General features: G+C 58.6%; 8 protein-coding genes. 4 read left to right on the top strand and 4 right to left on the bottom strand.

Features of this window, described 5'->3' with window-relative positions:
* Positions 1-77: 77 nt before the first annotated feature.
* Positions 78-4,445: a hypothetical protein gene (locus DW112_RS03410; RefSeq protein WP_118328328.1), complete on the top strand. Its 4,368-nt coding sequence runs from the start codon at positions 78-80 to the stop codon at positions 4,443-4,445.
* A gap of 175 nt (positions 4,446-4,620) precedes the next feature.
* On the opposite strand, the gene DW112_RS03415 is transcribed toward DW112_RS03410, so the two are convergent.
* A complete protein-coding gene (locus DW112_RS03415; protein ID WP_117635853.1) occupies positions 4,621-5,181 on the bottom strand; it encodes a sugar O-acetyltransferase in 561 nt (186 codons plus the stop codon).
* A gap of 235 nt (positions 5,182-5,416) precedes the next feature.
* Here DW112_RS03415 and DW112_RS03420 point away from each other — a divergent pair, with 235 nt between their 5' ends.
* Together DW112_RS03420 and DW112_RS03425 are read left to right on the top strand one after the other, a co-directional pair.
* A complete protein-coding gene (locus tag DW112_RS03420; RefSeq protein ID WP_055252409.1) occupies positions 5,417-7,414 on the top strand; it encodes a type IIA DNA topoisomerase subunit B in 1,998 nt (665 codons plus the stop codon).
* Between the two features lie 45 nt (positions 7,415-7,459).
* Positions 7,460-9,700: a DNA gyrase subunit A gene (locus tag DW112_RS03425; protein WP_118328329.1), complete on the top strand. Its 2,241-nt coding sequence runs from the start codon at positions 7,460-7,462 to the stop codon at positions 9,698-9,700.
* A 99-nt stretch (positions 9,701-9,799) separates the two neighbouring features.
* On the opposite strand, the gene DW112_RS03430 is transcribed toward DW112_RS03425, so the two are convergent.
* From DW112_RS03430 to DW112_RS03440, 3 genes are all read right to left on the bottom strand, one after another.
* Complete coding sequence (locus DW112_RS03430; protein ID WP_089572817.1) at positions 9,800-11,089, bottom strand: ATP-binding protein; 1,290 nt, start codon at positions 11,087-11,089, stop codon at positions 9,800-9,802.
* 180 nt (positions 11,090-11,269) lie between these two features.
* Positions 11,270-11,800, bottom strand: coding sequence for a flavodoxin family protein (locus tag DW112_RS03435; protein WP_055252412.1), 531 nt, complete (start codon positions 11,798-11,800; stop codon positions 11,270-11,272).
* Positions 11,801-11,998: 198 nt separating this feature from the next.
* Entirely contained in the window at positions 11,999-12,559 is a 561-nt protein-coding gene (locus tag DW112_RS03440; RefSeq protein WP_118328330.1) for a TetR/AcrR family transcriptional regulator, read from the bottom strand.
* A gap of 143 nt (positions 12,560-12,702) precedes the next feature.
* On the opposite strand from DW112_RS03440, the gene DW112_RS03445 reads away from it, so the two are divergent.
* Positions 12,703-13,668, top strand: a complete 966-nt coding sequence (locus DW112_RS03445; RefSeq protein WP_199585308.1) for a hypothetical protein — start codon at positions 12,703-12,705, stop codon at positions 13,666-13,668.
* Positions 13,669-13,671 lie beyond the last annotated feature (3 nt).

A 13,671-nucleotide genomic window follows, 5' to 3' on the forward strand; every position in this document is an offset into this window, starting at 1 on the left:
AACGGCACTACCGCCACGAAGCGTCTTCTCGCAAAATTGGATTATTTCCACCGATATTTGCGGGATGGGAGCCCAAGATGCTTGATCGCCGTTCGTTACTTGTTGCTGGAGCGTCCTCGCTGGCGAGCATCATGTTGCCTCGCGTGCCGGGAAGCGAAAATGCCTTCCTGCTGCCGTTCGCGCCCACCGCGGCCTATGCCGACGAAGAAGATCCCTTCAAGGTGCTCGTTCTCTCGCGCACCATGTTTGGTGTAGTCGTGGTCGACGTCGCCAACAAGAATACGCCCATCGCAGGTGCCCAGGTCACGCTCACATCGCGCTATGCCGTAGGCAAGCAGCTCACCGCCACGACCGATGACGAAGGCACGGCCATCTTTGAGGTCGCCCCTCTTTCGGAAGACTACGTGGACGAGGCAACGCTTCTCGACGCGTACGACTTTAACGGCGGCATCTCCATTAGCATGGCGGGCTACCGCGATGTCGAGATTCCCCTTGCGCGTATCCAGGGCGGCACCGCCATAACCGCACCCACACGTCCGCTGTCCGACGGCGAGCCGTACTTCCGCCAGCTCACATTCGACGAATGGGACATCCAGTACGCTGATGCCACGTTCATGGCATTGCCGAAGGACGACGCGGCAAACGACCAACCCGACACGCATGCCTTTATTGTACAGGCACATCTGCCACAGGGTGGACAGGCAACGCTGCACATCAACAAGGTAATGCCCGCCACGGGTAGCTCGCCCGAAACCGTCACGCAGATCGGCCAGATCAAGGCCAGCGCATCAGGCGCGGATAATCTGGCGACGTTCACACTCGAAGACAAGTTTCTCGACGCGGCATCGGGCCTTCTGGAGGAAGGGTGCAAGCTGCGCTTTGTCCTCGACTATCAGGGCAAAACCTACACGCTCTCATCCCCCATGGCCGTTGTCACCGCGCCGGCCGCAAAGGCGGAATCGGGCTCGACCACTATCGTCCCCACTACCATGGACCAAGAGGTCACTCCGTTTGATTTCCCCGCGGCGTTTCCCGGCATCGGCGGCAATAAGTTCACGTGCTGGATACCCACATTTCCGATCCTCTTCGATTTCTCGTTTGCTGGATACGTGCTGTTTGGCGGAGGATACAAACCAGCCAGCTATATGAACGATTCGGGCAATCCGGATCCGGAGTACTGGAAGAAGTCACCGCGCGAGTCGGGCGCCAAGCAGGCAAACCGCTACCTCGACGAAATGGAGGGGAAGTGGAATCAGTACAAAAGTATGAGTGCCGGTTCGGGCACCGATCCAAGAAACACCAAGCTCCTTCGCCACCATTGCACGCCGCTGTTCACGATGGATATCGCCACACAGCTGTACGGCTCGCTCGCCTACGATTGGGTGGGCAAAACCTGGGGTGACAACAACGACCCCGCATACGGCAATATTAAGGCCCTCTTCCAGGTAAGAACCGACCTCAATTGGACCGAGCAGTTTACCCTAGGACCGGTGCCGTTTTTCCTAAACGTCAACCCCTGGGTGCTGGCAAAACTGGCGCTCGCCGTGGGCGCCCACACGCACGGCAGCGGCGCGGCGTTTTTCAAGAACATTTCGCTCGACTATTCCAACACGTCGGGCTCGTTCACCATCCAGATCGGACTTGCCGTCACCTTTGGAGCCGGCATTGCAGGCGTCGCTTCGTCCGCTGTGCGTGGCGCCGCATCCCTCACACTGTTCATTGGGTACGAGAAGGCAGATGGACACCAGCTTCCGCGGCTGCGCGTAGGTGCAGACGTCGATGTCGATGTGATACTCCAGTTCGTAATGTTCAAGTGGACCACCAAGGCTTGGTCGGGGTCGTGGCCCACACTCATCGATTCGTGGAATATGTCGGTGAACAATGGCGACCAGTATGTGCTCCAACGCTCTGAGCTGGCATTGGGTGGAGATACGCCTTACACGCTGGATGCCTGCTTCGGCACGCCCGGCAACACCGAGGCAGGTGGTGTGCCGCAGTTTATCGCATCGGCCACCATCGTCACCAACGCCGAGCTGCTCGCACGCGCCGAGGTTAAGGCCACTGCCGTAAACGCCGCGCCTGTCGTGCGCGATTGGGATCAAGCGGTCACGCGCATTGAGCTCGAGGCGGATTCAGAAAGCGACGACACGGGACAGATCGAGCATTTCGTCCATGCACTGATAGAGAACGACGAAAATGCCGCACCGATGTATGAGTACACCTACATCGGTCAGTCAACGAACGCCGTTGCGGACCCGAACGCCAATTCTGCCGGCGTGTCGGAGGACGAGCGTGGCGGCGTCAAACCCTCGAGCGACAACGTGCTGTTTTCCGGCGTGCTCAGCGAAGCCCACATGAAGCTAACGATGATTGCCGGCGTAGAATACCTGTTCCGTATCGCCTCGGTGCGCTACGGCGACAATGGCCGCTCGCGCCTGGTGGTGCACACAAAGGCAAACGGCACGTGGTCCGCTCCCACGCCCGTGGACTTTCCCCTTGGGTTTGGCGAGGGCGACGTGGAGCGCGACGGCATATTCGATTACGACTTCGACGTGGTGGAATATACGGACGGAAGAGGAAACCAGGACGCCTACGTGCTGCTGGTCTCGGGCGAGCGCCCCGCCGGCGACAACACCCTTTTCGATACGGCAAGCACAGCCGGCATACTGTCCGTTGTGCGCCTGCGCATAAGTAATGACGAGATCCGCGTGGTGTCGCATACGTCATGGCGCAGCATCTCGCGCGGCCGCCTGCAAGAGGATGGCTACCATTGCCTGCAGTGCCCGCGCATCACGGCAGGCAAGACGCTGGTCGACGGGCGCCTGTCGGGTGCCTACCTCCACCGCCGCGGAACCACCGCAGAGAAGGCGCTCGGCAGCGAGGCCGAGGTTGCGCTGGAATGCTTTACCCTGTGGTCGGATGATTTGGGCGACAGCCTGACGTTCCGCCAAGTTCTTCGCTTTCCGCAGGCACCGTCGAGTATCGAGCTGAGCGAGCCCGAGAATATCAACGGCAAAATGGTGGTGCCCGTTGCGTACGAGACCGCAGACGGTTGCGGCTGCGCATCGTACGCCGTGATCGGCCAGTCCATTGCGGGCTGGGGCGTTATGCCACCAGACGCCACGGTGCCCCATGCGGTGCCGTGGCCACAACATTCGGGCTTTTTGGCCACCGTCAACGAGCAGCTGCAGCATATTACTTGGACGCGAGGCGCATCGGCATTTGCAACGCAGCCCGTGGGTGCCGCAGGCTGTGGCCCGGCATCGTTTAGCGTAAGCAACAACGGCAGGTGCGCGCTCTATGTAGAGAACACCGATGGCAAGGTGGGGCAAACCTACGACGAAGAAGGCAACCCGGTAGCAGTAATGGGCAAGCACTTCCGCATCTTCGCCAGCACCTTGGCAGGCGATCTGTTCACGGAGCCGTTCGTGATGTGCGAGCTGGACCATCCCGTCGATCAGATAACGACATTTTTGACGTCGGGAGGCATGCTCTCCGCGCTCGCCACGCACATTGTGAGCGCGGAGAAGAGCGAGGCAGAGCTGCACGGCATCGAAGTGCCTCTGGTGGCGTGTGCCACTCCGACGGGCGCGGTCGCTACCTCGGGCGCGGTGGTGCCCGGAGCAGCAGGCGAATCCTTCATGGTCACGGTGCGAAACGACGGCAACACTTTGCTGACTGCCGGCACAATCGATCTGTACCGAGAGGGCTCCAGCCAGCCGTTCTCCAGCGCATCCATCGGATTCGGAGCGAACGCACGCATGGCTTCGATCTACGATCCAGAGCTTGCCGAAGACGCTTCGGCCAACGACATGGCACACGTAAAGTACGCGCTCGAGACGCTGGGCGCACGTTTTGCAACGCACCCGCTGGTAGCCGACAACGGCAACGCCGTGCTGGCACCGGGTTGCACGGCACAGTTCCGCATGAGCTTCGCCATCCCCGAGAGTTGGAGCGACGAAGTGGGCAAACGCGTCACGCTGTATGCGAAGGCGCGTAATCTGGTGGCGCTCGATCCCGTAACGCTCGAGGAGATCCGACCGGGCGCAAACTCGGCGCTGAGTGCCGTTCTGCACGAGCTTCATGTGCCCGACGCGGCATGCGAACGCTCAGAAGTTCAGGTCGGCGTATGCGACAGCGCGGATACGACAGGACTTCACGACGCCCCGATGACAGCAGACGGCGATGGTAGCTCGAGTGGCGGCGGTACTGACGAGGGCGGCGGCTCCGGCGGAAGCAGCTCCGGCAGTGGCAAAGACCACGGCAATAACAAGCGCTCCGGAAAAGCGGGCGCGCTTGCGGGCACGGGCGACAGCAACGTCCCCCTAACCGCAGCCGCAGCAGCGCTCGCCGCAGTTGGTGCCGGCCTTGTCGCCTACAGCGCCCGCCGCACGGCGCTCGAAAAAGACACCGCCAATGAGGACAATTCGGATAGGCCTCGCTAGCTCCTAGTTACTTTTGTGAGAGGCGCCGACTCGGCTCATCGAACATCAAAATGGGCTGGTTCTGAATACCCAGAGCCAGCCCATTGCGCATTAGATGTCGCCAGCGGAGTCGAGCTCGGCTTCCTCGCCCCGCATTCCACCGAGGACAGTGGGGCACTATCGTTTAAGGGCTTCGTTATTGTTCGATGGTCTTCTTGACGACTGCGGGGACGCCTGCCGCCACCACGTTGTCTGGAAGGTCTTCCGTCACGACGCTGCCCGCGGCAATTACGCAACCGCTGCCGATGGTAACTCCCTGCAGCACTGACACGTTCGCGCCAAACCAGCAGTTATCGCCGACAACGATGGGCAGAGCCTTCTCGAGACCCAAGTTGCGGTCCTTTGCCTTTAGGGGGTGCGAAGCGGTGTAGAAGCCGCAAAACGGCCCGATAAACACGTTGCCACCAAAGGTGATAGAGCCGCCGTCCATAAAGTAGCAGCCATGGTTTACAAAACAGCCCTCACCAAAGGTCGTCTTGCTCCCGTAGTCAAAGTAGGCAGGCGAAAGGACCGTCAGCCCCCCGGGAAGATCGGTATCGAGCAAGGACTTCAAAGCATCGAGCTGTGCGTCGCTTCCAGGTTTTGCCATATTAAAGTCATAGCAGAGCGCCTCCGCCTTCGCGCGTTGCGCCAGGAGCTCCTCGTCAAAGTTGGCATCATGCCACTCACCGCGCTCCATCTTCTCTTTCTCGGTCATTGCGCCCCCTCAAACAACATGCAGTCTTGATGCGGCAATTCTACCAGCCGATAAGCCACGGTTTTAACACGAGCACCACACCGCGCAGGGAATGACCGCAGAAGCCAAAGGTGCCCGAATCCGAACGATTGTTCGATGGAATTCGTGTTGGTTGGAATCGCCCACGGCCTGGGCTATGCTACCTTGACTATCTATATGACTTAAACGCAGCAAAAGGAGCACCGAGAGAGCGAGCATGGCAAAAAACACCGCAAACTATGGTAACGACAGTATTCGTCAGCTCAAGGACGAGGAGCGCGTACGCCTGCGCCCCGCCGTTATCTTTGGCTCGGACGGACTCGACGGCTGCGCGCATGCCGCCTTCGAGATCCTGTCCAACGCCGTTGACGAGGCGCGCCAGGGCTACGGCAAGCTCATCACCCTTACCGCCTTTCGCGATGGTTCCATTCAGGTAGAGGACAACGGCCGCGGCTGCCCGCTCGACTGGAACCCCTCCGAGAAGCGCTTTAACTGGGAGCTCGTCTTTTGCGAGCTCTACGCAGGTGGCAAATACAACAACAACCAGGGCGGCGACTACGACTTCTCGCTCGGTACCAACGGCCTGGGCTCGTGCGCGACCCAGTACGCATCCGAGTACATGGACGTCACGGTTTGGCGCGACGGCAACAAGTACTCCCTGCACTTTAAGAAAGGCAAGGTCGTTGGCGCCAAAAAGAAAGCGCTTGAGATCGAGCCCAGCGACGAGGACCGCACCGGCACCACCATCAAGTGGCGCCCCGATCTTGAGGTCTTTACCTCGATCAGCATTCCCCACGACTGGTATCGCGAGACCATGCGCCGCCAGGCCGTGGTCAACGCCAACGTGACCTTCCGCCTGCGCATTGAGGGCGACGATGGCGAGTTTTCCGAAGAGGATTTTTGCTATCCCAAGGGCATCGAGGACTACGTGCTCGAGAAGGTCGGTACCGACTACCTTACCGAGCCCTTCTTTATCGAGGCTGACCGTCGCGGTCGCGACCGCGAGGACCTGCCCGATTACAACGTCAAGATCACCGCGTGCATGTGCTTCTCGCGCACCTTCATGATGCAGGAGTACTACCACAACTCGTCATGGCTCGAGAACGGCGGTTCGCCCGAAAAGGCCGCCCGTAGTGCTCTGACCAGCGCCATCGATGCCTACATCAAGCAACAGGGCAAGTACAACAAAAACGAGAGCGGCATTAAGTGGCAGGACGTCCAGGACTGTCTGGTGCTGGTGACCAACTGCTTCTCCACCCAGACGTCCTACGAAAACCAGACTAAGAAGGCCATCAATAACCGCTTTATCCAGCAGGCGATGACGGCATTCTTTAAGGAGCGCCTCTCGACCTATCTGATCGAGAACAAAGACGCCGCCAACAAGATCATGGAGCAGGTGCTCATCAACAAGCGCTCGCGCGAGAACGCCGAGAAGACGCGCCAGAGCATCAAGACCAATCTGCAGCAGAAGACCGACATGGCCAACCGCGTGCAGAAGTTCATCGACTGCCGCTCCAAGGACAAGAGCCGTCGCGAGATCTACATCGTAGAGGGCGACTCGGCAGCAGGCGCCATCCGCACCTCGCGCGATGCCGAGTTCCAGGGTGTTATGCCCGTCCGAGGCAAGATCCTCAACTGTCTGAAAGAGGACTACCCGCGCATCTTTAAGTCCGACATCATCATGGACCTCATGCGCGTGCTGGGCTGCGGTGTGGAGATCAAGGACAAGCGCATCAAGAACCTTGGCGCCTTTGACCTGGACAACCTCAACTGGAACAAGGTCATCATCTGTACGGACGCCGACGTCGACGGTTATCACATCCGCACGCTTGTGCTCACCATGCTCTATCGCCTGGTGCCCACGCTTATCGACGAGGGCTACGTGTATATCGCCGAGTCGCCGCTCTACGAGATCAACTGCAAAGAGAAGACCTACTTTGCCTACACCGAGCTCGAGAAGAACGGCATCCTCAAGGAGATTGGCGACCAGAAGTGCTCGATCAACCGCTCCAAGGGTCTTGGTGAGAACGATCCGGACATGATGTGGCTCACCACCATGAACCCCGAGACGCGCCGCCTGATCAAGGTAGAACCCGAGGACGTCACCAAGATGGAGACCATGTTCAACCTGTTGCTGGGCAACGACGAGACGGGCCGCAAGCGCCATATCTCCGAGCACGGCAAGGAATACCTGGACCAGCTGGACCTGCAATAGCAGCACATCGATAACGACGGCCCATAAGAAGTTCAAGAGGAAATCGTGGCAAAGAAGAAGACGAAGAACCAGCCAAAGAAAAAGCAGGTCAACGCCGAGAACGTCATCGGCCTGCACTCCGAGGTCACCGATCAGCCAATCACGCAGACGCTCGAGGTCAACTACATGCCCTACGCTATGAGCGTCAACGTCTCGCGTGCATTCCCCGAGATCGACGGCTTTAAGCCCTCGCACCGCAAGCTGCTCTACACTATGTACAAGATGGGCCTGCTCAAGGGCGAGCGCCAAAAGAGCGCCAACATCGTGGGCCAGACCATGAAGCTCAACCCACACGGCGACGCCGCCATCTACGAGACGATGGTGCGCCTGGCCACGGGCAACGAGGCGCTGCTTGCTCCTTTCGTGGAGTCGAAGGGCAACTTTGGCAAGTACTATTCGGGCGACCTGAGCTACGCCGCCTCGCGTTATACCGAGGCCAAGCTCTCCCCCATCAGCGCCGAGATCTTCAAAGACATCGACAAGGACCCGGTCGACTTCGTTGACAGCTACGACGGTGCCATGAAGGAGCCGCGTCTGCTGCCCACCACGTTCCCCAACATCCTCGTCTCGGCCAACAAGGGCATCGGCGTCGCTATGGCGTCCGATATCTGCGGCTTCAACCTCAACGAGGTCTGCACCGCCACGATGCACTACCTGAAGGACCCCGACTGCGACCTGCTCGAGTACATGCCCATGCCCGATTTCTCGACCGGCGGCGAGATTATCTACCGCCGCGAGGAGATGGAGAAGATCATCGAGACCGGTCTTGGCAGCTTCCAGATTCGCTCCCGCTGGCGCTGGATTCCCGAAGAGCGCATCATCGAGGTGTACGAGATCCCCTACACCACCAAGACCGATGTCATCATCGAACGCATCGTCAAGCTCTCCAAGGAGGGCAAGGTCAAGGAGATCGCCGACATCCGCGACGAGACCGACCTTTCGGGTCTGCGCATCGCCATCGACCTTAAGCGCGGCGTCGACCCCGACAAGCTCATGGCCAAGCTCTATCGCTCGACCACGCTGCAGGATTCGTTCTCGTGCAACTTCAACGTGCTCGTCGACGGCTATCCCCGTGTTATGGGCGTGCGCCAGATTCTGCACGAGTGGGTCAAGTGGCGTATTGCGTCCACACGTCGCCGCATTAACTTTGACCTGGGCAAAAAGTCCGAGCGCCTGCACCTGCTGCACGGCCTTGAGGCAATTCTGCTCGACATCGACAAGGCCATCGCCATCATCCGCGGCACTAAGCTCGAGGCAGAGGTTGTACCCAACCTTATGAAGGGTTTCGACATCGACGAGACCCAGGCCGAGTTTGTCGCCGAGCTTAAGCTCCGCAACATCAACGAGGAGTACATCCTCAACCGCACCAAGGACATCGCCAAGCTCGAGGGCGAGATTGCCGAGCTTGAGGAGATCCTCTCCAGCGAGGAGAACATCAAGAAGGTCATCAGCGACGAGCTAGCAGCGGTCAACAAGAAGTACGTGATGCCGCGCCGCACGGGCAGGATCGAGCCCCATGAGGTTATCGAGGTGAGCCCGGAGCCCGAGGTCGAGGAGTACCCGGTCACCATCATGCTCTCGCGCGATGGCTATCTTAAGAAGATGACGGACCGCGTGCTCAAGAAGGCGACCACGCTCAAGTACAAGGACGGCGACAAACCCTTTATCGAGTTCCCGTCCTCCAACACCCACGAGCTGCTGGTCTTTACCAATAAGAGCCAGGTGTACAAGTGCAAGGTCGCGGCGTTTGAGGACACCAAGTCGGCCCAGCTGGGCTCGTACCTTCCGACCGATCTTGAGATGGAACCCGACGAGAGCGTCATCTGGGTCATCGACCCCGAGGACTACAAGGCCGACGTGCTGTTCGTCTTTGAGAACGGCCGCGTGGTGCGCGTCGCGCTTTCTGGATACGTCACCAAGACCAACCGCAAGCGCCTTAAGAACGCCATCTACGGCGGCAGCAAGCTGCTGTATGCGCAGGTGCTCAAGGAGGACCGCGACCTCGCGCTGGTCTCGAGCGACTACCGCCTGATGAACTTCAACACGTCGCTGCTCAAGACCAAGACGACCACCAACACGCAGGGCGTCCAGGCCTTTACGGCCAAGAAGGGCCGCTCGGTCACCACCGTCGGCACGACCGAGGAAATCCTTGGCGCCGGCGTCTCGGCCGAGAAGTTCACCGCGCAGAGCCTGCCCTCCGCCGGCGCCCTCATGAAGGAAAATGACATGCCGAGTTTGTTTGACTAAAACAACGGCGACTAAACCGTCATGGTTTTACAAAGCAGCGGGGCCCGGAGCGCAGTAAACGCTGCGCCCCGGGCCCCATGCATTACACCAGCATCATCCCTATAGACAAAATGCCGCATAAAGCGGAACAGACATAAGCCCATCATTCATTCCAAAGGGCTTAGTCGATAGCCTGATAAGGCGCACGCCCGGATGGGTCTTTTTAAGTGAGGACAGACTTCGAGATCTTGTGTTCTCTCCCGCCTTGACTTCAATCGCAGACAAGCATCCCTGCTTCTCTACTACAAAGTCGATTTCCGCACGATTATCTCGCGCCCAATAATGCAGTGGATAACCCATGGCTGAAAGCTGTTGGGCAACGTAGTTTTCGGTAAGTGCACCCATGAATGTGCCGCCGATACCGGCAAGAATATCGGCGCGTTGAGCACCGGCCTTGGAGACCAGCAGCCCTGTATCCGCCTGATAGATTTTAAAAGCAGAAGGGTTAACGAAGGCCTCTAAGGGGCTTTCGATCTGCCCGACTAGGCTGCAGCGCGCCACCGTACCCGACAATACAAGCCAATCGAGAGCATCTCCAAAGAGAGACGCATTGCCCCCCGCTCGCACTACCTTGTATTGAAATTTACGATTCTCTTTGGCAAGCTGCTGTGGAATGGAATCGAAGCACGCACGCGTCTTTGCACTCAAGCGTTCATCAGCATATTTATTGGTGTCGGCGGAATATCCGTCGAGAATAATCCGATGCTTTTCGGCCACATCAATGATTGACTGATCATCGATGTACGTTTGGACCGCCTCGGGCATTCCGCCAACAACAAGATACTGTCGATAGAGCCCAAGCGCCTTTTCATGAAGGCTTGGCGCAAGAGGACCCATTATCTCGAATGATGAGCGTATCTCGTCGACCAGCTGATCGTGCCCCATCGCCCAGAGAAACTCCTCGAAATCGAGTGGAGTCATCTCGATCAAGTCGGTCTTTCCGACGGGGAACGAATACGACTGATGGTTAATGGCAACCCCAAGAAGCGACCCAGCAGCCGCAACGTAATACTCGGGAGCATCTTCGCAAAAGTATTTAAGGGAAGTGAGCGCTTCCTCGCATGCCTGGATCTCGTCAATGAACAGTAAGGTTTTGCCAGGCACGATACGCTGTCCCGTACGAGCCTCGATCGCGCGTACAATCGAATGAGGGTCAAGACCGCCTGAAAAATCCGCTCGCGCCGACCGGTCGTTCTCAAGATTAACGTAGACAACCGATTCGAAAAGATCCTGGGCGTACGTTCTGAGCAAATAGGTCTTGCCACACTGGCGCACGCCTTTGACCAGCAAAGGTTTTCTATCTGCTCTGTCTCGCCATTCCCTAAGTAGCTCGTCTGCCTTGCGACGCATGCGCAACCTTCCCTCATGAACTTCTGTTTGACAATATTTTAACGCGGATTAATTTGTTTTCAGTTATTTTTCTGCGTTTAAAAATTGTTCTATACGGCACTTGAGGGAATTCGCCCCTATCTCTCGGTAAGGACAGCAAGCATTTCCACCAACGCTGATTGCCATGCGTTCTTCTTGTCCTTAGGCAAGCTTGCGAGCGAGCTCTCGCACCTCTTTCAACTTGGGCGAGGATGCCATGCTGTCGCGCTCGGTCATACCGCTGATGGTGACAATGCCCTGGTCCTCCCACTTGCAGTACGCGCAGGTTGACTTGTACATAGCGATCGCCGCATCATAGACACCCTCGCTGTGGCTATCGAGTAAAAGGGCCGTCTTGGTGAACGGGAATCCCGTGGCACCGAAGGCGTACAGGCGGTCGATGGCGGTCTTTTCCTGCGCAGTGATATCAAACCAGTAGATAGGCGAAGCGAAGACAACCATGTCGGTGTCTTTCAGCGACTCAATCACGTTGGCCATGTCATCCTTCTGCACGCAGACGCCCTCATGGGCGAAGCAGTACTGGCATCCCAAGCAGCCGGCGATCTTCTTGCTGGCAACGCGGATGACCTCGACCGTATGGCCGCCCTCACGCGCGGTCTCGGCAAACGCCTCGACCATGGTATCGGTATTAGCGCCCTTACGCGGGCTGCCGCTCAATACAACGATATTCATAGGATTCCCTCTCCCTCATGCTGCAGGCGCGCAGCATGCTTTCTTGTAACCAAAACGAATGGTGTTAATCAATCGCCAGCAGGCCATATCTCTTGTTCAAGTTCCCTAAAGAAGCTCAAGACGATTGCGATTGCCTTATACAACGTCGAAAATCAAAGAGGGCCCATAGCAACGCCACCTACCTGAAATGACATGCGGTCAAGACGAGCTACGAGGATCGTGACGAGCCGATACCGCCCGCATACCTCCTTCAGAATAGGCACTGAGCAGCTCCTGGGCGTGGGCGAACTCGGGCCCTCGCCTCCAACCAAGTAGGCGGTTGACCGCGAGATTTCCCTGGACGTTGTGGACGAAGAGCAGATAGGCGTCCTCGCGCGAAAGCCCAGTCTCCTCCATGATCGAGGGAACCATCTGCTCGGCGCCGCGCTCGACGACGCGCTGTGCCACCCGGGCGTACGCGTCGTCATCCGAGTAGAGCAGATAATAGTCATCGTTTGCCGGCGGACGCTGGCAGAGGGCATCCGCCTCCGATCCCTCGAGCGGGGGCACCGCCGCCAAGGCCTCGTCAATAAGTGCGTCGAGCAGCGCGAACTTGTCCTCGTAGTGCAGATAAAACGTGCCGCGGTTGATATCGGCGCGGCGGCAGATATCCGCTACCGTCATCTTCGCGAAGCCGACCTCGGCCAGTAGCGCGAAGAACGCCTCCCGTATGACCGAGAGCGTATAGCGTCGGCGACGATCGATCTTCCCCACTTCCATGGCCCCTCCAATTGCAGCGCTCAACAATATCCAGCAGCCGCTCGTTTATCGACAGCAGCTCGAAGCTGTTCATTGCTCTGATGCAAATCAACATTGATACTTTTTATAGACACCTGTTCATTGTAGTTGAAAGAGAGTATCAAGTGACTCTATACGAACAGCTCGTTATCGAACTCACCAACCGATCGTTTTCCCTTCATGCCGCCTACCGCAGCGGCAGCACGCCCTATGAGCTGAGTGACCGCGAGCCCGAGCCCTACGACCAGCAAATCGAGGACTTCGCCCGTATGATCGAAGAAGCCGATTGCGTGCTGGTGGGCGGGGCCTCCGGGCTCTCCGCGGCGGGCGGCGGCGACTTCTACTACGAGGACAACGCGACCTATCGCAATCATTTCGGCAAATTCGCCGAGCGTTACGGTTTCAAGGGCGCTTTCGAGGGGTCGTTCTACCGCTGGCCCACCGCCGAGGCGCGCTGGGGATACCTCGCCACCTTCCTCGACACCACGCTCAACGCCCCGCTGCGCAAGCCCTACAAGGACCTCGACGCCATTCTCGCCGAGAAGGATTTCTTCGTGCTCACCACCAACCAGGACACGCAGTTTGTGAAGCTCTATCCCTGGGAGAAAGTGGCAGAGATCCAAGGCGACCACCGCTTCTTTCAGTGCTCCCGCTGTTGCACCGACGCGGTGTGGGATGCGGTCGAGCCGGTCTCCAACATGGTAGAGGCCATGGGAGACGGCCTTGAGGTTCCGACAGAGCTCGTGCCGCGCTGCCCGCACTGCGGGGCAGAGGCGTTCCCCTGGGTTCGCGGCTACGGCAACTTCCTGCAGGGCGAACTCTACGAGGAGCAGTACCGCAAGGTGTCCGACTGGCTCGACGCGCACGCACGGCAGAGGATCCTCTTCCTCGAGCTGGGTGTGGGCCGCATGACGCCCGCGTTTATCCAGGAGCCGTTCTGGGCCCTCACGGCGCAGTTACCGCAGGCCAGCTACATCGCCGTAAACAACAAGACGCAGTTTCTCCCCCGCGCGATCGAGGATCGGGGGCTCGCCGTTCGCGCCGACATCGCCGACGTGCTTGCCGACGTGCGCAAGACGCTGGGGAGGTAGCGC

This window comes from Collinsella sp. AM09-41, assembly GCF_003473245.1.
Classification (GTDB): domain Bacteria; phylum Actinomycetota; class Coriobacteriia; order Coriobacteriales; family Coriobacteriaceae; genus Collinsella.